Genomic DNA, 21,006 nt, shown 5'->3' on the forward strand with positions numbered 1-21,006 from the left:
TTTAAAAGGTTCAAAATATGATAATTGCAGCACAGCAAAAAATAGCAGCTACATTGGCAAATTTGTATGAAGATGCCAAATACGATGATATAAGAATAATGAAGGCTTTGACGAAAAGCATTCTAGGACCTATACGACCCATACATTTTAAGGATACCTACCTGGCCATTTCAAAAAAGCAAGGAGTAGATATAGTACATCTTATTAAAGAAAATCGAATTAAAAATGTGGTTGAATTCGGTTCTTCATTCGGTATATCTACTTTGTATTTAGCCGAGGGTATTCTAGAAACAAATGGCAGTATTGTTACAACCGAACTTATAGATTCTAAAGCAAAAAAAGCCATTGAGAATTTTAAAAGTGCTGGTGTTGATCACCTAATAGAAATGAGAATTGGCGATGCTATGGAAACACTTAAAGGATATGCGGAACCTATAGATTTATTATTTCTTGATGGATGGAAAGATTTATACCTATCCCTTTTTCTAATGCTAGAACCCAATTTTCATAGTAAAACAATAGTATACGTGGATAATGCGGAAATGCACGATACAAAACGATTTTTAAAAGAAATACAACAAACCAACAAATACCATTTAACACCAAAACATGACGGTAAAGTGGTTATCATTAATTCTAAATAACATGAGTGATATAAAAATTTGCCCAACATGTGGCAGTAAGTCAAAATTCAAAGAAAAAGATGGTGTAACAACGTACACCGCAGTGCAAGATGATGAGGCATTCAAAAAAATTGGTCAAATGAAAAAGGCAATGCAAAAGTTTAAGGACAAAGCAGAAGCTTTGGAAAAAGAATTGAACGAACTAAAAGCCTCTTTATAATATGCCATTTATAAAAAAGAATTATGGCTGGATCATAGTAACCATTCTTGCCATAATACCAATGTTCATTTTAAGTGCCATGTTTAAAATTGATACTTCTAATGGATTTGTTTTCACTTTAGTTGAAAATGGAGGTAAAGAAGGCATGTCAACTTTAGAAATGTTATATCATATCACAGGTGAATTTTCAATAAGATGGATGACCGCCGTGTTGACCTGTACTCCGTTTTTTATCCTGTTTGGTATCCATAATCTATTTGTAAGACAAGCTATGGGTATAGTTACGGCTGTATGGAGTCTGTTGCATTTTGTCATATTTATTTGGGCAGAAGGTTTTTCAGAAACCTTCACCCAATTCAATTATATAGCCGGATTCATAGCCGTTTTAATATTGATTCCGTTGTTGTTCACTTCAAGCAGAAAGTGGATGAAAAAATTAAAACGAACATGGAAAAAGCTTCAAAGTTTGGCATATTGGGCTATTATACTTAGCCTTTTACACGTAGCTATTTTAGAGAAAACATGGATGGTTTATGCCATAATTGTTGGTATTGGCTTTTTCATTAGAATACCTGTAATAAAAGAGAAAATCATCGCATTAAGAACAAAACAAGTAAAGCTGTAAATAAATCAAAATACTAATACTATGAAAATAGCAGTAACATCGGCAAGTGGAAAATTAGGTGCATCCATTGTAAAGCATCTTATCAATTTAATAGGAAAAGAAAATGTAATCGGCATTGCCAGAACACCTGAAAAAGCTACATATTTAGATGTAGAAATCAGAAAGGGAGACTACAATAGTCGCGAGGATTTTAATGAAGCATTACAAGGTGTAGATGCCGTTCTTTTGGTATCTGGCATGGATGAACCTCAAAAACGAATTCAGCAACACAGAAATGTGATTGAAGCTGCCAAACAAAATGGAGTACAAAAAATAGTGTACACCAGTATTGTGGGAGATGAAATTAATAACGCCTTCAGCCCTATTGTACAAAGCAACCGTCAAACAGAAAAAGATGTACAGAATTCCGGACTCAACTGGGTTATAGGAAGAAACGGAATTTACATAGAACCAGATTTGGAATATATAGATACCTATGTAAAAGAAGGAAGAATAGAAAACTGTGCCGGTCAAGGAAAATGTACCTATACCAGCCGAGAAGAACTAGGTTTTGCCTATGCAAAATTACTCGTAGAAAACAAACATAATGGCAATGTTTATAACCTAATTGGCGAACCCGTTACACAAAGTGAGTTGGCCGAAAACATCAATAAGGTGTATGGTACTAACTTGATCTATAATTCAGTAACAATTGATAGTTATGCAGCAGATAGAAAAGCCGCATTAGGTGATTTTATGGGTACGGTAATTGCAGGCATTTACGAGGGAATTAAAAGCGGTGCCAATGATGTACACTCGGATTATGAAAAGGCTGCCGGTAGAGAGCATATATCAAATTTAGAAATGATAACGGATTTTAATTTAGGAAACTGATGGCTAACGCCAATTAATCTTTATAAAGCGTTGGTTCTTTTCAAATTCTTTAGGAGTTTTATCTAAAATCTCATGTCTAAGTGCATCTAATAACACCTCTTTTGAAAAAGTTTGTTGAACAACTAGACTTACTTCCCTAACCGGTTTTGGTTTTTGAAAATGAAGTACATGGCCATTATCATTAGTGCTAATGGCCATTTCAGGCACTAATGTAAATCCTCCATAATTATCTACCATTTTCTTTAAAGCTTCAATAGAACCGCTTTGAAACTGAATGTTTCCGTTAGTATTGGTGTGCCCACAAATATTTAGAACCTGGTTTCTAAAACAATGTCCTTTCTCCAGTAACCATAAATTAGTTAACCCTTCTATTTCCTCAACAGATATTTTGTTCTTATCCTTATCTATAAAACCAGGCTGCCCATAAAACACAAAAGGCTCATTGTATAGTTTTATTTCCCTTAGGTGGGCATCGTTCAATGGTGTTACCAATAGACCTATATCTATTTCCTTATTGTGTAAAGACCTTATAATTTGGTCACTTTCCATTTCTTCAATCATCAATCTTGTGTTGGGATATTTCTTTGAAAATGGTCCGGAAATTAATGGGATCAAATAAGATGAAATTGTGGGCAATACGGCTAAACGAAATTCCCCTTCAATACTGTTCAACTCAATATTCACCATATTTTTAAGTTCACAGGCTTCTTTCAATATCATCTTAGCCTTCAATATGAACATTTCCCCTAAACTGGTAGGCTTTAGAGGGAACTTACTCTTGTCAAAAATTAAAAATCCTATTTCATCCTCTAATTTTTTAACCTGTATGGTTATGGTAGGTTGGGTAACAAAACACTTTTCTGCGGCCGTAACAAAGTGTCTATAAGCGTCTAGTGCAATCACATATTCTAATTGTTGCAAGGTCATTTAGGTGGCATATTAATTTTAGCAATACAAGTATATAGAGTATTAATTTGATTGATAAGCGCTTCTAATTGAATTTTGCTTCATCATTATAACATAAATCTATAAAGAATGAAAAAAAGATTAGTGACGCTTATTACCCTAGCCTTGGCAGGTGTAGGTTTGGCCCAGTCTAACAACACAATAACTACAAATGGTGGTGTTCCAGTTAGCGATAATCAGAATTCCAAAACCGTAGGTGAATATGGACCCGTTTTATTGGAAGATATTTATTTGGTAGAAAAACTGGCAGCGTTTGATAGGGAAAGAATTCCAGAACGAGTGGTACACCCTAGAGGCGCAGGAGCATCGGGGTATTTTGAAGCTACTAAAGATATGTCCGAGTTCACAAAAGCGGTATTATTTTCACAAGTTGGCAAAAAGACAGACCTTGCCGTTCGCTTCTCTACCGTAATACATGGAAAAGGTTCTCCTGAAACTGCAAGAGACCCAAGAGGTTTTGCCGTTAAGTTTTATACGGAACAAGGAAATTATGATATCGTAGGTAACAACTTGCCAATTTTCTTTATCAGGGATGCCATTAAATTCCCGGACATGGTACACTCGTTAAAACCTTCGCCTGTAACCAATAAACAGGATCCTAACAGATTTTTCGATTTCTTTTCGCATGTGCCAGAATCTACACATATGCTTACAAGATTATATACGGATTTAGGTATTCCAAAAGGATACCAATACATGAACGGTAGCAGTGTGCACGGTTATAAATGGATAAATGCCGAAGGAGATGTTACTTATGTAAAGTATTCGTGGGTTTCTAAACAAGGAGAGAAAAACTTGACTATTGAAGAAGCCGCTGAACAACAAGGCAAAGATTGGCAACATGCTACCATGAGCTTAAGAAAGGATATTGACGATAAAAATTATCCTCAATGGGATTTGTATGTGCAGTTAATCAAGCCAGAGGACATGCATTCTTTCGACTTTTGGCCTTTAGATGCAACTAAAGACTGGCCAGCCGATAAAATTGAAAAAATTAAAATTGGTACCATGACTTTAAATAAGAACCCGGTAAACTTTTTTGAGCAGGTAGAAAGTATTGCTTTCTCTCCAGGTGCTTTAATTCCAGGTGTAGAACCTTCTGAGGATAAATTGTTACAAGGTAGATTGTTCTCTTATTTTGATACACAAAGACATCGTCTTGGTCCTAATTTTTTACAATTGGAAGTCAACAAGCCTTTAGAAGAACCTAACAACTATAATTCTGATAGTTGGAACAGTGCAGGAAATAAAAGATTTGAAAATCCGGATGTGAACTACCAACCAAGTTCAAAAGCGGCTTTAGCAGAAGATCCACAATACAAGCAATCAGAAACTACACTTAGCAATGTAACTATTACACAAAAGAAAATCTCTAAAACCAATGATTTTGCCCAAGCTGGGGATTTTTATAGAACGCTATCTAAACAACAGCAAGAAAATTTAATTAAAAACTTAAGTGGCGATTTAAGTGCTGTAACAGATAAAAACATTCAAAAAACCATGATTGGTCATTTCTATCAAGCAGATAGGAATTTTGGAATGGCTTTAGCAAAAGCACTAGGTTTTTCACAGAAAGATTTCATGCATTAAATATTTATACTAAAAAGAGGGTGCTATTATGCATCCTCTTTTCCAATACAGAAAATAATGAAGAATTTACTAATACTAACTATTATGATAAGTACACTTACAGGTAACGCTCAAAACATTTTTGAGGCTTCTAGAACTGGAGATGTAGAAACATTACGCAATCTTTACAATCAAAATAAGGAGTCAATAAATGCCGTTGATAGTAAGGGGTTTACCCCTTTAATATTATCAGCATATAACAACCAAAAAGAGGTTGTTTCATTTCTATTGGAGAAAGGTTGCGATGTAAATGCTAAAGATACATCTGGCAATACCGCATTAATGGGTGTTTGTTTTAAAGGTAATTTTGAAATAGCTAAAATGCTTATTGACAGCGGAGCCAAGGTCAATCAGCAAAATTATAATGATGCAACGGCGTTAATTTATGCTAGTACTTTTGGTCATAAAGATATTGTCAATTTTTTGCTAAAAAATGGCGCTGACGCAACAATTAAGGATAACCGTGGTAATACGGCCTTATCACATGCAAAAATGCAGGGCAATAATGAAATAGCCGAACTATTAAAATAGATAGTAACAACACCATTCTAAAAACTCGTGAAATAGGATTGGATTACTAAACTAGTATAGTTAACTTTAAGATACTATTCATCATCAAAACTATCTTAATGAACATTGCCGTATTCAGTACCAAATCTTATGACCAAGAGTATTTTGAAAAGTATAATGCCGAATATGACTATAATTTTTCATTTTATGAAACCGCTTTAAATCCAGATACTGCCAAACTTTCGGCAGATTGCAATGTGGTATGTGTTTTTGTAAACGATGTAGTCAATGAAGAAACTATTAAAATATTATCCGCCAACGGTATAGAACTAATAGCACTACGCTGCGCTGGCTACAACAATGTAGATTTAGAAGCTGCGGACAAAGAAGGCATAAAAGTAGTAAGGGTGCCTGCCTATTCGCCAGAAGCGGTTGCAGAGCATGCCTTGGCTTTAATATTGACCCTTAACCGTAAAACGCACAAAGCTTACAACCGGGTCAGGGAAGGCAACTTTTCATTAAAGAACTTTATTGGTTTCAACCTGAGCAATAAAACCATAGGTATTATTGGAACGGGAAAAATTGGAGCAACATTCAGTAAATTATTAAAAGGTTTTGGAAGTAAGCTCATTGCATATGACATTGCTGAAAATGAAGAACTGGTAGCTGCAGGGATAGAATTTTTACCGCTTGAAGAAGTATTTCAAAAATCGGATATTATATCGTTGCACTGTCCTTTAAACAAACATACCAAGCATATCATCAATAAAGCATCTATTGCTAAAATGAAAGATGGTGTTATGATCATCAATACCAGTAGAGGTGCCCTGATCAAAACGGAAGATGCCATTGCCGGACTTAAAGATAGAAAAATAGGGTATTTGGGAATCGATGTTTATGAGCAGGAAGAAAATCTGTTTTTTGAGGATCATTCAGAACATATCATTCAAGATGATATGATATTGAGACTATTAAGTTTCCCTAATGTGTTGATTACATCGCATCAGGCATATTTTACAAAAGAAGCAATGGATCAAATAACTACGATCACCTTAAACAATATTAAATCATTTGAGACAAGTAGCGAGTTAGAGAACGAGGTAAAGTAACTAATTTCAATTTTAGAGGATATGAAGGCATTTACCAAGTATAAATATGGCGGTCCGGAGATTCTTCAAATGGAAGAAGTTGCTAAACCGGTAGTTAAAACCAATCATATTTTGGTAAAGGTAATGGCGAATTCCGCTAACGCGGCGGATTGGCATATTCTACAGGGAAAGCCCTTTTTTGCTAGATTTTCGTTCGGACTTTTTAAACCCAAGGATGCCATATTAGGTGCTGATTTTGCAGGAATTATAGTAGAAATTGGTTCTGGCGTGCAGCATTTTAAAAATGGAGACCATGTATTTGGTGAAATGTTAGATGGTGGTGCTTTTGCAGAATTTGCTTGTGTTCCGGCCAATGTCTGTGCTAAAATGCCAGAGCATACAAAATTCACTACCATGGCAGGTGTTCCCATTGCCGGTCTAACAGCTTATCAGGCAATAATTACGCATGGAAACATAAAAAATGGAGAATCTGTATTGATTAATGGGGCATCTGGTGGTGTGGGTCATTTTGCGGTCCAAATTGCCAAGGCATACGGAGCACATGTTACGGCTGTATGTTCTTCCAGAAATTCGGACTTTGTAAAATCAATGGGCGCAGATAATACCATCGGGTATGATAAGGAAGATATTCACCAGCATAAAGGAGATTATGATGTAGTCATTGATGTTCATGGCAATCTAACACATTCCGATTATACACGAATGGGCAAAAGAGGTGTTATGGTTGGTTTTACTACTATAGGGCATATGTTTGCCGTTTTATTGAAAAAAGCTTTCAGTAAGTTCCCATTGACCCAATTTACGGCTGAAGCGAATACTAAAGATTTGAAAGTTTTGGCTTCTCTTATTAAAGAAGAACAAATCAAGGTCCACATAGAAAAGTCATATCCGTATACCCAGATACCAGAAGCAATAGCACATATTGAAAAAATGCGTACACGAGGTAAAGTGGTAATGGTTTGGCAAGATATTCATGAATAGAAGGTTATTCTTCATTATCTCAATAGAAAATATCCTATAATTTATTAATTGTTTAAACTATTCCTATCTTATCGCTTTATATCGTAAGAAAATGAAAAAACATATAATTGCCTTGGCATCGTTAGTAACAATTTTTTGTTTTACTAATTGTAAGAACACAACCAAGAAAACAAATGATGCTCCTATTGAGAATGATCCAGAAGAAATGGTTTACGCAAGTGAGGTAATTCCGTTCTTTGATGATTGGAAATTAATTTTGGGCGATGGTTCAAATGCGGGAATAGCCAATAACTTTGAAAACAAAGATTTCTTCTACGTTGCCAATGATGGTAAAGATGATTGGGTAGTTTTTAAAGCACCCAATGGTGGCAATACCCATGGCTCTTCCAATAATACCAGGACCGAACTGGCGCAAATTAAAAAATGGTACCCAAAAACGGCAAATGACAAATTGACGGCAACTCTTAAAGTAATGAACGTGTCATCTACGGGAGATGCCCGTGTGGCAGCAACCCACGCGGTAGTTGTGGGTCAAATTCATAGCGCAGATGCCTTTGAAAACGAGCCATTGAAAATCTTTTATAAAAAATACCCAGGTCATACCAAAGGCTCTGTATTTTGGCATTATGAGATCAATACCGCTGGCGATGATAATTCTAAGAGATGGGACTACTCTACCGCTGTTTGGGGCAATGATTTTTCGGTAGTTGGTGAAACTGTGGATACTTATCCTGCGGAACCTGAAGATGGCATAGCGCTAGGTGAAGAATTCAGCTATGAGGTTATTGTAAAAGACGGTATCATGAGCTTAAAGTTTATGAGTGACGGACATGATACCAAAACGTTTACCAAAAATTTATTGGAATCGGAATACCCAACACAGGCGGATATACCTGAGCAAACCAAGAAATTGTTCTTCCCAATTGGTCAAGATGGTGTTGAACGCAAAGAGGCATACGCTGGTGAAGGCTGCTTTTTTAAATTGGGCGCTTATAATCAAACCAACGGAAAATCTCCAGATGAAAACATGAACTGGTGTTCTGGTGCAGAAACCCATGGTGGCGATATTCAAAAGCAATATGCCGATGGTAATTATGCAGAAGTTTGGTTCAAAACGGCTGGTATAGAAGTTAGCGATGCTGCAGTATCAAACGAAGGGTATTTTTCTAAAAACGATGATTACAAATCAAAGTAAAGGTGGCTACCATATCAGCCATTGAAATGTAGACGTCTATTGTTCAAAAAACTGTTTGCTTAAGCTATTTAAATCATTATTAAGAAACTAACGTTAATAACTTTACACAATACTAATACATTATTGTTTTCTATTTTTTTGAATTTAGCGAACTTAGTTGCTCACCAAAATAACCGATTATAATTATTCAATGAGCAGTATTTCCGAGATATTACAAGAAATAAGAAGTAAGAGTCCTTTAGTTCATAACATTACCAATTATGTAGTCATGAACAATACTGCCAATGCTTTATTGGCTGTTGGTGCATCTCCTGTAATGGCTCACGCTAAAGAAGAGGTCAAGGATATTGTTACTATTTCTTCTTCGCTGGTTATCAATATGGGAACACTGAGCGAAAAATGGGTAGAAAGTATGCTAATGGCTGCAGCACAAGCCAAGGCGACCAATACCCCTTTTGTTTTCGACCCGGTTGGCGTTGGTGCATCTGCATACAGAACGGAAGTGGCACAGAAGATCATAGAGACAGCAATACCCAATGTAATTCGTGGAAATGCCTCGGAGATTATGGCCCTGGCAAAATTGACCAATTCCACTAAGGGTGTTGATAGTACTATGGACACCCAAGATGCCATTGAGGGTGCTACCCTACTTGCCAAGCAACTCAATAATACCGTAGTGATCAGTGGTGCTATAGATTACATCATCACTGCAGATACTATTAGCAAAATAGAAAATGGAAGCCCGATAATGGCAAAAATTACCGGAATGGGCTGTACGGCAACCGCTATGGTAGGTGCTTGTTTGGGTGTTGAGGAAAATACACATTTAGCTGCAGTTGCGGCAATGGCCATAATGGGCGTTGCAGGTGATATGGCAAATGAAAAGAGTGCCGGTCCGGGTAGTCTTCAAATGAATTTTTATGATAGTCTATATGAGCTTTCCCCTGAAGTTTTAGCGGTAAAAGTTAAGACGAATGCCTAAAATAGATTACGCTTTAATGTATGTTACCGATGATAGTATTAGGGACGATAATACCTTTTTTGCTATTCTAGAAGCTGCTTTAAAGGGCGGTGTAACATCGGTACAATTACGTGAGAAGACCTGCGACACGGCTACATTTTACAAACGTGCCGTTCATGCAAAAGAGTTGTGTGTTGTTTATAACATTCCATTGATCATTAATGACCGTATAGACATTGCTCTGGCAGTGAATGCAAACGGAGTTCACATTGGACAAACCGATATGCCATTTAATGTTGCCAGACGTCTACTAGGAAAAAATTCCATTATCGGACTATCGGTAAGTACTTTGGAACAAGCTATAAAGGATAATGCCCAAGCGGCAGATTATATTGGCATCTCCCCTATTTTTTCAACGGATACGAAAACTGCAGACTTGGCAAAACCTTTAGGAATTTCGGGTCTTAGATCAATACGAAAAGTATATGACAAACCTGTGGTCTGTATTGGTGGTGTCAACAAAAACAATACAGCGGAGATTATAAGCAACGGTGCCGACGGTATTGCCGTAGTTTCCGCAATTTCAAAAGCAGTTGAACCTCTAACGGCAACAAAAGAATTAAAACAAATAGTATGCAAGACTGGTACACACTAGTAAGACAAGAAACAGATTTTATTCTAGAAGCAATAAAACAACAGCCCTTTATCAAAGAACTGATGAACGGCACGCTATCATCGGATGTATTTCAATTTTATATCAATCAAGACGCCATGTATTTGGCAGAGTATAAAAAAGTACTTGCTACAGTGGGTGTTAAGTGTCAGCATGAAAACGACACACAGTTTTTTCTGGATTCGGCAACCGGCATTATTCATGTTGAAAATGCGCTTCATCAAATTTTCTTGAAAGATAATCGGTTAACACATGAGCCCTCGCCTACTTGTGAATTGTACACTAGTTATTTAACGCGTATGGTAGCAAACCATTCTTTAGAAGAAGCGCTGGCAGCCGTGCTCCCCTGCTTTACCATTTACAAAGAAATTGGGGATTACATTCAAGAAAACCAAACCAATAAAGCAGATAACCCATATCAAGATTGGATAGATACCTATGGTGGAGAAGAATTTGCAGCTTCGGTCAATAATGCGGTAGCTATTACCAATAGGTATGCGGAAAATGCTCCGGAAGAAGTTTTACAAAAAATGAAAACAGCTTTTATAAAAGCATCTAAATTGGAATGGATGTTTTGGGATAGCGCCTATAATAAAGAAGCATGGAAGATTTAAATAGAACCTATAATAGTGTGTTAAGTATCGCTGGGAGCGATTCTGGGGGTTGTGCAGGTATACAGGCAGATATTAAAAGTATTAGCGCCTGCGGTGCATTTGCGGCAACGGTAATAACGGCCACTACGGCTCAGAATACGCAAGGTGTAACAGATATACACGCTATACCCATTGCACATTTGGAAAAACAACTAGATGCCGTATTGAGTGATATTTATTTTGGCGCCATTAAAATTGGTATGCTCCATTCTTGCGAGGTAATCAATGTGGTAGCGGCTAAATTGACCGAGTATAAAGCAACTAATATTGTATTGGACCCTGTTATGGTGAGTACATCCGGTCATAAATTAATTGCGGACGATGCTATTGAATGTTTAAAGGATTTCCTACCAAAGGTAAGCTTGATTACGCCTAACATACCCGAAGCGGAATTATTGATCAATGAAAAAATCAATGTGGACAACATGAAAGTTATGGCACAAAAAATTGGTGAAGAATTCCAAATCTCCGTTTTGTTGAAAGGTGGTCATGTGGATAATGATTCTTTTATTATGACCGATGTTTTTTATGTTCATGAGACCAAAACAGTAAAAATCATCACCAACCCAAGGGTAAACACTACTAATGTACATGGTACCGGTTGTAGTCTTTCTTCAAGCATTGCAGCTTATTTAAGTCTAGGATTTTCTATGGATGAAGCAATTACAAAAGGGTGTAATTACGTAAACCAAGCTATTGCCGCGGGTAAAGATAAAATCTTGGGTCATGGCAATGGTCCTATTAATCATTTTGGATTGTAACTCAGAATATAAGACCATCAATGATTTTCGACCCTTTAATAGCGCACGTCAATAAAATTGTTCATTTATCAAAAGATGAAGAAGAAGAATTTAGCAGCTATTTTCATCTAAAGACTATTGATAAAAAAGATTTCATATTACAACAAGGTGAAATCTGCAAGTTTGAAGGTTTTGTGCTAGAAGGTTGTTTTAGAACGTTTACCTTGGACAAAAAAGGTAATGAAAACACCATGTTCTTCGCCGCAAAAGATTGGTGGCTTATGGACATAGATAGTTTTATGAACAACAAACCCTCAGAATTGAACATTCAGGCTTTAGAGGATAGTCAAGTGCTAATTATTAACAGGAAGAACAAGGAACAACTATACGCGGCAATACCGTCTGCAGAAAAATTGTTTCGCATCATGTTTCAGAAGTCCGTCGTGGCATGGCAGCGCAGGTTGGTGCAAAACCATAGCTTAACGGCAAAAGAAAGATATCTTCTCTTCACATCTACCTACCCGGAAATTGCTTCTAAATTAACGGATCGGCAGACTTCTAGCTATCTCGGCATCACACATGAATTTCTAAGTAAAATAAAAAAACAGCTTTAAATTTCATTAAATTAACCATAGTTGAACAAGTTCAACTTTATTCTCGGTACTGTTTTCAATTTTTGTAAAGCAAAACAGCATAGAGAGGTATGAAACAATTACGAAAAGTAAACCGACTGATACTTACATTGGTATTTTTAATACTAATGGATGGCGCTTATGCGCAAGTGACCTACAACATTACCCACAATGAAGCTTTGGAAGTGTTACTTGAAGCAAAGTCAAAAGCGGAAGCCGATGGCGTACTTGTAAATATAGCCGTGGTAGATGCCGGTGCTAACCTAAAAGCGTTTATAAGAATGGACCAATCTTTTTTAGGAAGTATTGATGTAGCGATCAAAAAGGCAAAAACGGCAAGGTATTTTAATATGGATACCGGTGAACTGGGCGAACTGACACAACCTGGCGGTATTATTTATAATATTGAACATTCTAATGACGGACTCATGACTTTTCCCGGTGGCTATCCCATTAAAAACAAGCAAGGAGAAATCATTGGGGCAATTGGTGTTAGTGGCGGTACTATAGATCAAGACAGGGAAATTGCCATTGCAGGTGCCAAATTCGTTTTAAATTAAGCATACATAATGACGACGAACAACAAGAAAATCATGAATACATTTAAATATGTGCTTGCTGCAATTTTCGCGATAGCGCAGATAGGCAATGCACAGTCTACGGATGATTTAATGCTGTATAGAAAGGATTTTAAAGCCATTTCTGGAGAGAATACTGTTTCTGTTACTAGCTATGAGAAAGGCGGTAAACATTATGTGTTTGCCGGCGGTGTGGGCAATATAGATGTGTATGGTTTAAATGAAGACGGAATTCTTTCTCCCATAAGCGGCCATGAATTGCATATGAAAAAAGGTCCGGCACGGGGTATGGTAGCCACCCGTATAAAAAACAATGACTTTTTATTTGTAGCCAACAAGCATGGAAATGTAATTGAAAGTTTTAAAATATTGGATTCAGGATCTTTAGAACGTACGGCATTGACCGAAGATACAGAAGATACCTATTTGGGCACTGCCATTACCTTACAGGTAGTACATATGAAAAATGGGTCTTATTTGTTTGTTGGCGGACTAGAGGAAAATCCCGGTCTAAGTTGTTTTCAAATTCAGGAAAATGGAGCGCTTACCCACGTACAGTCAATGAAAGATGATGAAACGGTACATACAGATGGTATTATTGGCATGTATGTGCATCAAATAAAAGGTAAAACCTATTTATATACCGGTGGTTTTCAAGATAATGGCGTTAGCAGCTTTAGGGTGTATGAAGATGGAACGTTCAAGAATATAAACAATATAAGTGACAACAAAACAGATCGTTACCTTACGGGCACTTACCCAGTTACCGGGGTTACCTTGGAAGATCAGCATTATGTAATTGTAGGTCACAGACATCATAAATACTACAAAAGGGGCAATTTTATAAAAAGAAAAGATTTTGTGTACCATGGAGATGGTGTAAGTGTTTTTAAGGTCGATAAGAAGGGAGCATTAGTACCACACTTTGTTCTAAAGGATGACGAGAGCACCAAACTATCCGGACAAACAAGAATTGAAGTCATTTCGGTAAATACTGATGAAGCGGTATTGGCGGTAGGTACTAGAGATGATGAGGCTATACAATTGCTTAAGTTGAATAAGGAAGGGATTCTTAGCCCTATGAACTATTTGGAAACGGGGTATTCCATTTATTACGGTTTAAGGTCGCACTCCATTGACGAAAAGGATTTTCTCATTGCAGGTTCGTTTCGGTTCGATTTACATAAATTGGTGACCTACAACGTACTGCCCAAAATAAATAGAGATCATAAAAAATTGAGGCACGTGGTTCATTTAAAATATAAATCAGATGCTACCAAAGCGCAGATTAAAGAAGCGGAACAAGCTTTTGTAGCCCTTAAAGACCAAATTCCACAGATTACGGCATTGGAATGGGGAATAAATGATAGTGAAGAAGGCGCCACCAAAGGTTTTACACATACCTTCACGCTGACATTTAACGATGAACACGGTAGGGAAATATACCTTTTTCATAAAGCCCACTTAGATTTGGTAGCCAAAGTAGGTCCTATCATTGCCGATGTTTTGGTAATGGATTATTGGACAGAGGAATAGTCCATCATCAAAAACACCGTGAATAATTTGATTATAAGTACAGTAACATGTAATTGCTTTGTTTTTTAATAATATCGACCTTTGGTTCATAATCAATGGAAGAGAAGTTAAAACAACATATTCAAAAACTAGTACCTCTTACAGATCATGAATTTGTAGAAGTGCTTTCATACTTCTCATTCGAAAATTATGGTAAAAAGGATTTTCTTATCCAGCAGGGAGAAAAAGTAAATAACTGTTATTTTATTGTCTCCGGACTCTTAAAATTGGTGTTAGTAGACCAAGATGGTAAGGAACATATTATTTCATTTGCTATGGAAGATTGGTGGGAAAGTGATTTTTCCGCCTATTTCATGCAAACCAAGGCTTCCATGTCATTGCAGTCCATTGAACCCACAAGTGTATACGCTTTACCCCTTGACAATTATCATGCCTTGTCATCGGCATTTCCAAAAATGGAGCGTTTCTTTTTAATGAAATCAAATTTAGGTCATATCGCCTCGCAAAATAGGATTGTATCTTTTCTAACATCAGACGCCAAGGGTAGGTATGAACAATTGCTCAAAACACATCCTGCATTATTTCAACGCGTACCAAAAACCTTGTTAGCTTCTTATTTGGGCGTATCACGAGAAACACTTAGCAGATTATCCTCTTAGCCTTTCCTAGTTTTATAATTGTGATGTATGTCACACTTGAACGGTGCTTTAATTCAAATATTTGTAGTGTAAAAATGGACACCAAATATAAAATAGCATGGAACGAAGAATAATTAATCCCTGGGAATGGCAGAATGAAAGAAGTTATGTTCAAGCGGTTGAAGTCGTAAAGCCCGAAGCAACGTTGTACATCTCCGGTCAAACAGCCATTAATGATGCCGGTATATCAAGTACTGGCGATATGAGAAGCCAACTTACGGACACCATAAGCAATTTAGAAAAGGTCATTGATGAAGCCGGGTATGCGTGCAAGAATATTGTGCGATTAAATATTTATACCACGTCATCAGATGAATTCTTTGCCTCTTTTGATATTTTTCAAGACTGGGTAAAAAAGCATGGGATAAAACAGACCAGTACCGTATTGGAAGTTAAGAGCCTATTTGAAACCTTAAAAGTTGAGTTGGAGGTTACTGTGGTGCGGTAGTTATCGTTATCATACCAAAAGAAAAGATTCATTTAATTTTTGATGTATATGCAACAAAATTGCTTTCGTCATTCTCGTTTTATACTTTTGAAAGACTTTAATAGCAGCTATGGAATACGCAGAAAATATATTGGGAACAATTGGTAATACTCCCCTTGTAAAAATCAATACACTTACGGCAGAATTGCCTTGTTTGGTATTGGCTAAATATGAAACGTTTAACCCTGGTAATTCGGTTAAGGATCGTATGGCCTTAAAGATGATCGAAGATGCTGAAGCGGATGGAAGATTGCAACCTGGCGGCACCATTATTGAAGGTACATCTGGCAATACAGGTATGGGCTTGGCGTTGGCTGCCATTGTAAAAGGCTACAAATGTATTTTTGTATTGGCGGATAAACAGTCCAAAGAAAAGTGCGACATTTTACGTGCCGTAGGTGCAGAAGTGGTCGTGTGCCCTACTGCTGTTGAGCCAGATGATCCACGATCCTATTATTCGGTTTCCAAAAGATTGGCGAAAGAGACGCCTAATAGTTGGTACGTGAATCAATATGACAACCCAAGTAATGCCAAAGCACATTACGAAAGCACCGGACCGGAAATTTGGAAACAGACCGATGGTAAGATTACTCATTTTGTAGTTGGTGTGGGTACGGGCGGAACAATTTCTGGTGTGGGCAAGTATTTAAAAGAACAGAATCCCAAGATAAAAGTTTGGGGTATAGATACCTATGGTAGCGTATTCAAAAAATACCACGAAACGGGAATTTTTGATGAGAAAGAAATCTACCCTTACGTAACCGAAGGTATTGGCGAAGACATTCTACCCAAAAACGTAGACTTTGATATTATTGACGGATTTACCAAAGTAACCGATAAAGACGGTGCGGTATACACCCAGCGTTTGGCAAAGGAAGAAGGCATGTTCTTGGGCAATTCTGCCGGTTCTGCCATTAAAGGCGTTTTGCAGTTAAAGAAACACTTTACCAAAGATGATGTTGTGGTGGTTTTATTTCATGACCATGGTAGCAGGTATGTTGGCAAAATGTTCAATGATGATTGGATGCGCAAGCAGGGCTACATAGAATAGCCCTACCCTAGCCATTTTTACATTTGTTCCACGAACTTTAAGAAGACCTCTTTATGGCGTTCTAGGTCCATATTAGGGGAAAGCGATACACGGGCGATATAATCCTTATCGTCCTCTTTGGTGGTACCCTGAGTTGATGTTGCCGGTATGGTCCAATAACACCCTTTCAATTGTCCGTAGCTTACGCAATACTTACTTTCATCGGGTATTTCTGTAATCATTAAATCGATCAACAGGGCGTTCATCTTTCTTTTGTATGCCTCCTTTTCTTCTGGAGTATGCCCTTTTGTGGGTAGGTCCAAAGAAAAGACCGATGGTGTAAAACCTTCCTTTGCCAATGCCTCGGATACAAAATTGATTTTAGCCGTAGGCAATGTTTTTTCTATAAAGGAAACAAAATCTCGTGTATTGATATAGGCATCATAAATTCGCTGCATCATAGACGGCATTTGTTTTGCTAAAATTTCATACTGCAAATCCGTAGCCTCATTATCACAAAGGGCTAAGTGCAACTGTATTTTCTCGATCAAAGCTTCCGCTTTTTTATTCGCTATACAATATCCGGCAGTACACTTTCCACCACTTGGAAATTTAGAACCACTGGCAAAGGAAATGGTTCTAACAGATGAAAGAACGTCGGAATCCCCTAAAAAATGGACATTTGGGCAAAACGTTTGGTCCAAAATAAATACGGGATCAATAGCCTGGCTCCCAGTATCGGTTTTTCGTTTGGCACTTAATACAGCCCTTAGTTTTTGAAGGTCAGGAACTTCAACTCTCGGGTTCGTTGGTATTTCCGCAATTATATAAGGAATGGCATCTTGGGCAGCTATTTGTTCCAAAACATGATCAATGCTTTGCACCATATCATTATCACCATCTACCAGTAAATCCACAATTTCTATGGCATCACTGCAAGCGGCAACGCGCCTTGCTTGATCATTGGTACCACCGTAGCAATTAGGTGGAACCACAATTTTAATGGCTTTGCCCTTATGGTTTTTCAAAGCGTCATGCACCAAGCCCATTAGAATCGCATATTGAACGGATAATCCGCTCGATGCTACCAATGGTGTGGTCTGGCTGCCACTCACCTCTCGTATCAGATCCAACACGGCAGCTTTATGCTCCGTTGTGTTGGTGGTTACCGAATTTTCAGCCGGTAATTGCACCAAAGACCGTAAAGCGTTCAAGCAATTATGAGGTGTCATGGCAACGGTTTCCCTTCGTCTAAAATGCTGAATATCTGAAATGTAATTTATATTTTTTGCACCGTTGATAAGCAAAACACTTCCCAATTCTGCATACATACTAACGTAAAAGTCAATATGTGATGATACGCTTATTGCTGAACTATCATGTTGCTGTGAGATGAAAATGGTACTGCCATTGAACGATTCCACATCAGCGGGACTATCCACTTTTTTCAGCTCAAATGAAAAACCGTAAATGGATTTTAGCACATCAATATCAAATGCACTTGGGAGCTCGTTGGTGTATGTGATAAGCGTATTTCTCTGTTCTAAAAGATTTTTTCTTAAAATGCCTAAAATAGGTGCCGTTTTGGATTGAAAACTGATCACCTGCTCAGCTGGTAACCCGTTGATGTTCCCAATTGCCCATTCTAGAACGCAGGACAACGGGTGACCCAAACGAATGTAGTCATACGCCGTAGGTAAATTGCTCAATGCCGCAGTGCTGAAATTCCCTTCTTTTGCTAGGTGGATAAACTGGTCTAAAAACTGGACTTTAGCCAGTTCTTCATTGTAAATATCCAACCTATGCGTGGTTAAGTTCAACCAATCTTGTGGCATATGTTCAATGACCTTTGTAATATATGCTAGCATTTTATTCAGTTCCATTTTAAGCAATTTATTGAAAGCTCAAAATTACGTAATTATTAGTAGTGTTTGGTGTTCAGTGGGCAGTATCAGTATGCAGTTACAGTTGGCAGTTTTAGCACTATATTTTCGTTGATAACTCTGCATAACTCATTTTATAAGTACTTGCGTACAATAATTGAAATATAGAACTTCGTTACTATCCGTTAGAACAAATTGAAACTTCATTTAGCGAAACCTTATGCCAAATTGAAAAAATCTAAAGTAAATTTACGTAAATAATTAAAAGTGATTAGTAAAAGAGTTTATGGCGGGCAATACAATATTAAATAAAGCAAAACATACACATAATACAGATGAATGGTACACTGCCTATAAAACTGTTGAAGAGGAAGTAACTAAATACGCAAGTCAATTTGCTGGAAAAATTGTATTGTGTAACTGTGATGATCCCTATGAATCTGCATTCACAAAATATTTTTTAAAATATTTCAATATCCTCAAATTAAAAAAATTGATTTGCACATCATATAAAGGCTCTAGAATTGTTGAGACTCTTGATTTAATTGACGAAAAGAATATTCGATTAAATAAAAAGTCAGCCTATGTTTTGGTTGTAGAAAATATTTCTGATGGCTATGATGTACCTTTAAACGATTATAATATCAAAAGTTTACTAGATAAAGAGGGAAATGTAAAACAACTTAAAGGAGACGGTGACTTTCGCAGTAAGGAATGTATTGAATATTTGAAAGAAGCTGATATCGTGGTCACAAATCCCCCTTTTTCAAAATTTACACAGTTGTTCTCACTACTTGTGAAACACGACAAAAAATATTTATTAATTGGGAATCAAAACGCGATAACTTATAAAGATGTGTTTCCTCACATAAAAAACGGTGAAGCATGGATTGGATATCGATTCGGTGATATGGCTTTCAAAGTTCCTGATGACACTCCACCAAGAGAAACACGTTTCTGGATTGATGAAAACGGTCAAAAATGGAGAAGTTTAGGTAATGCAATGTGGCTAACTAATTTAGATAACGAAAGAAAGCATAAAGATCTAAAACTCACCTGCTCTTACGATCCAGATAAATACCCTAAATACGATAACTACGATGCAATTAATGTCTCTAAAGTATCTGAAATACCAATGGATTACAATGGAGTAATGGGAGTTCCAATAACTTTTCTTAAATATCATAACAAAGATCAATTTGAGATAATCGGAGAAGCTAATCATGGTTCTGACAATGAATATGATTTATTTAAACCAATAGTTAATGGAAAAGAACTCTTCAAAAGGATTCTAATAAAAAAAATAAAATTTGAGAGAAATAGCTGATTTTAAAATACTAGACTTATTCTGTGGTGCCGGTGGTATGTCCTATGGCATGCATAAAAATCTTCACTTTAAGACTAAGGTTGCATTAGATATCAATGAGAAGTTAGCGATAACCTTAAAAAATAACATGCCTGAGGTCGAGGTAATCACTGGTGATATACAAGAAGAGTTTATTAAACAAAAGGTCATCGATTTGTCAATAGAAAGAGGTGTCAATATGATTGTTGGTGGCCCGCCTTGTCAAGGATATTCGTTGAAGGGAAAAAAGCTAGGGCTTGAGGATCCTCGCAATTTTTTATTTAAAGAGTATTTGAACATCGTTAACCGAATTCAGCCAGAGGTATTTGTAATTGAAAATGTTAAGAGTATACTTTCAACTTCAAAGGGGTGGTTTAAAGATCAAATTAAATCTGAGATCAAAAAACTAGGATATCATGTAGATGTTGGTATACTAAAAGCAACAGACTTTGGAGTTCCTCAGACAAGAGAAAGAGCAATATTTATATGTAGTAAAATAAAAAAGATTTCCCTTCCAACACCCACAGTCAAAAATTTAGTTACTGTCAAAGATGCAATTTTTGATTTAGCATATTTAGATTCGAATGAGGGGGCTTTTGAACAAGAATACATAAATGAGTCTAGCTCTAAATATCAAAAAATGATGAGACGTGATAGTGATAAATTGTACAATCATAAAGCATCTAATCACGCTTTGGTAGCAATAAATAAACTTAAAATGATCCCACCTGAAAAAGGTAAAGAATATTTGCCTCAAGAGTTATTAGGTAAACAACAATTCAAATCAACCTATGGTAGATTAGAATGGAATAAACCATCACCAACAATTGATACTAGATTTGATGCAGCATCAAATGGTAAAAACAACCACCCTTTCTTAAATAGGTCTATTACAGCAAGGGAAGCCGCTAGATTACAATCATTTGATGATAATTATATTTTTTATGGACCTAAAGTAGCCATTAGAGCTCAAATCGGTAATGCAGTTCCGCCACTTATGGCAAAAGCTATTGCTGACAATATATTTAAAGAACTATCAATTGGCCAATAAAAATCAGA

General features: G+C 36.8%; 23 protein-coding genes. 21 read left to right on the forward strand and 2 right to left on the reverse strand.

From position 1 onward, the window contains the following. Positions 1-17: 17 nt before the first annotated feature. Genes VBZ51_RS11750 through VBZ51_RS11765 form a run of 4 tightly spaced genes read left to right on the forward strand, consistent with a single transcriptional unit; the run spans position 18 to position 2,341 of the window. Positions 18-644, forward strand: coding sequence for an O-methyltransferase (locus VBZ51_RS11750; RefSeq protein ID WP_416577045.1), 627 nt, complete (start codon positions 18-20; stop codon positions 642-644). A gap of 1 nt (position 645) precedes the next feature. After that, entirely contained in the window at positions 646-843 is a 198-nt protein-coding gene (locus VBZ51_RS11755; RefSeq protein ID WP_215997759.1) for a hypothetical protein, read from the forward strand. A gap of 1 nt (position 844) precedes the next feature. Continuing rightward, entirely contained in the window at positions 845-1,468 is a 624-nt protein-coding gene (locus VBZ51_RS11760; RefSeq protein WP_416577046.1) for a ferric reductase-like transmembrane domain-containing protein, read from the forward strand. A 21-nt stretch (positions 1,469-1,489) separates the two neighbouring features. Further along, the gene (locus VBZ51_RS11765) at positions 1,490-2,341 is read left to right on the forward strand and encodes an SDR family oxidoreductase (RefSeq protein ID WP_416577047.1); all 852 of its coding nucleotides are present in this window, start codon (positions 1,490-1,492) and stop codon (positions 2,339-2,341) included. Between the two features lie 3 nt (positions 2,342-2,344). Here the strand turns inward: VBZ51_RS11765 and VBZ51_RS11770 are convergent, their stop codons facing one another. Continuing rightward, positions 2,345-3,268, reverse strand: a complete 924-nt coding sequence (locus VBZ51_RS11770) for a LysR substrate-binding domain-containing protein (RefSeq protein ID WP_416577048.1) — start codon at positions 3,266-3,268, stop codon at positions 2,345-2,347. Between the two features lie 108 nt (positions 3,269-3,376). On the opposite strand from VBZ51_RS11770, the gene VBZ51_RS11775 reads away from it, so the two are divergent. The 15 genes from VBZ51_RS11775 to VBZ51_RS11845 all read left to right on the forward strand — a co-directional run bounded on the left by VBZ51_RS11775 (position 3,377) and on the right by VBZ51_RS11845 (position 16,740). Then, complete coding sequence (locus VBZ51_RS11775; protein ID WP_416577049.1) at positions 3,377-4,897, forward strand: catalase; 1,521 nt, start codon at positions 3,377-3,379, stop codon at positions 4,895-4,897. A gap of 57 nt (positions 4,898-4,954) precedes the next feature. Next, a complete protein-coding gene (locus tag VBZ51_RS11780; RefSeq protein WP_305523188.1) occupies positions 4,955-5,467 on the forward strand; it encodes an ankyrin repeat domain-containing protein in 513 nt (170 codons plus the stop codon). Between the two features lie 98 nt (positions 5,468-5,565). Next, a complete protein-coding gene (locus tag VBZ51_RS11785; protein WP_416577050.1) occupies positions 5,566-6,555 on the forward strand; it encodes a 2-hydroxyacid dehydrogenase in 990 nt (329 codons plus the stop codon). 21 nt (positions 6,556-6,576) lie between these two features. Beyond that, positions 6,577-7,536 carry an NAD(P)-dependent alcohol dehydrogenase gene (locus VBZ51_RS11790; protein WP_416577051.1) on the forward strand — a complete coding sequence of 320 codons (960 nt, stop codon included), beginning with the start codon at positions 6,577-6,579 and terminating at the stop codon, positions 7,534-7,536. Positions 7,537-7,627: 91 nt separating this feature from the next. Then, positions 7,628-8,731 (forward strand): polysaccharide lyase family 7 protein, encoded by a 1,104-nt coding sequence (locus VBZ51_RS11795; protein WP_416577052.1) that lies wholly within the window; start codon positions 7,628-7,630, stop codon positions 8,729-8,731. A gap of 190 nt (positions 8,732-8,921) precedes the next feature. Continuing rightward, complete coding sequence (thiM, locus tag VBZ51_RS11800; protein ID WP_416577053.1) at positions 8,922-9,713, forward strand: hydroxyethylthiazole kinase; 792 nt, start codon at positions 8,922-8,924, stop codon at positions 9,711-9,713. Further along, positions 9,706-10,347 (forward strand): thiamine phosphate synthase, encoded by a 642-nt coding sequence (gene thiE / locus VBZ51_RS11805; RefSeq protein WP_416577054.1) that lies wholly within the window; start codon positions 9,706-9,708, stop codon positions 10,345-10,347. The genes thiM and thiE overlap by 8 nt, the downstream gene beginning before the upstream one ends. Continuing rightward, positions 10,326-10,979 carry a thiaminase II gene (gene tenA / locus VBZ51_RS11810; RefSeq protein WP_321827371.1) on the forward strand — a complete coding sequence of 218 codons (654 nt, stop codon included), beginning with the start codon at positions 10,326-10,328 and terminating at the stop codon, positions 10,977-10,979. The genes thiE and tenA overlap by 22 nt, the downstream gene beginning before the upstream one ends. Beyond that, a complete protein-coding gene (gene thiD, locus VBZ51_RS11815; protein ID WP_416577055.1) occupies positions 10,967-11,779 on the forward strand; it encodes a bifunctional hydroxymethylpyrimidine kinase/phosphomethylpyrimidine kinase in 813 nt (270 codons plus the stop codon). Before tenA ends, thiD begins: the two co-directional genes overlap by 13 nt. A 20-nt stretch (positions 11,780-11,799) precedes the next feature. Continuing rightward, complete coding sequence (locus tag VBZ51_RS11820) at positions 11,800-12,372, forward strand: Crp/Fnr family transcriptional regulator (protein WP_416577056.1); 573 nt, start codon at positions 11,800-11,802, stop codon at positions 12,370-12,372. Between the two features lie 146 nt (positions 12,373-12,518). Continuing rightward, on the forward strand, positions 12,519-12,950 hold the full coding sequence (locus VBZ51_RS11825; protein WP_416577198.1) for a GlcG/HbpS family heme-binding protein: 432 nt from the start codon (positions 12,519-12,521) through the stop codon (positions 12,948-12,950). Positions 12,951-12,983: 33 nt separating this feature from the next. Further along, positions 12,984-14,504, forward strand: a complete 1,521-nt coding sequence (locus tag VBZ51_RS11830) for a Dabb family protein (protein WP_416577057.1) — start codon at positions 12,984-12,986, stop codon at positions 14,502-14,504. A gap of 95 nt (positions 14,505-14,599) precedes the next feature. Then, positions 14,600-15,163 (forward strand): Crp/Fnr family transcriptional regulator, encoded by a 564-nt coding sequence (locus VBZ51_RS11835; RefSeq protein ID WP_416577058.1) that lies wholly within the window; start codon positions 14,600-14,602, stop codon positions 15,161-15,163. A 97-nt stretch (positions 15,164-15,260) separates the two neighbouring features. Continuing rightward, entirely contained in the window at positions 15,261-15,650 is a 390-nt protein-coding gene (locus VBZ51_RS11840) for a RidA family protein (RefSeq protein ID WP_416577059.1), read from the forward strand. Between the two features lie 109 nt (positions 15,651-15,759). Beyond that, positions 15,760-16,740, forward strand: coding sequence for a PLP-dependent cysteine synthase family protein (locus tag VBZ51_RS11845; protein ID WP_416577060.1), 981 nt, complete (start codon positions 15,760-15,762; stop codon positions 16,738-16,740). A gap of 17 nt (positions 16,741-16,757) precedes the next feature. Here the strand turns inward: VBZ51_RS11845 and VBZ51_RS11850 are convergent, their stop codons facing one another. Continuing rightward, entirely contained in the window at positions 16,758-18,602 is a 1,845-nt protein-coding gene (locus VBZ51_RS11850; protein WP_416577061.1) for a cystathionine beta-synthase, read from the reverse strand. Positions 18,603-18,888: 286 nt separating this feature from the next. On the opposite strand from VBZ51_RS11850, the gene VBZ51_RS11855 reads away from it, so the two are divergent. Next, positions 18,889-19,929 (forward strand): adenine-specific methyltransferase EcoRI family protein, encoded by a 1,041-nt coding sequence (locus tag VBZ51_RS11855; RefSeq protein WP_416577062.1) that lies wholly within the window; start codon positions 18,889-18,891, stop codon positions 19,927-19,929. After that, positions 19,913-20,998 carry a DNA cytosine methyltransferase gene (locus VBZ51_RS11860; RefSeq protein ID WP_416577063.1) on the forward strand — a complete coding sequence of 362 codons (1,086 nt, stop codon included), beginning with the start codon at positions 19,913-19,915 and terminating at the stop codon, positions 20,996-20,998. The genes VBZ51_RS11855 and VBZ51_RS11860 overlap by 17 nt, the downstream gene beginning before the upstream one ends. Positions 20,999-21,006: the final 8 nt, after the last annotated feature.

It is taken from the genome of Maribacter sp. HS, from assembly GCF_048059195.1.
GTDB classification, from domain to species: Bacteria; Bacteroidota; Bacteroidia; order Flavobacteriales; family Flavobacteriaceae; genus Maribacter; species Maribacter dokdonensis.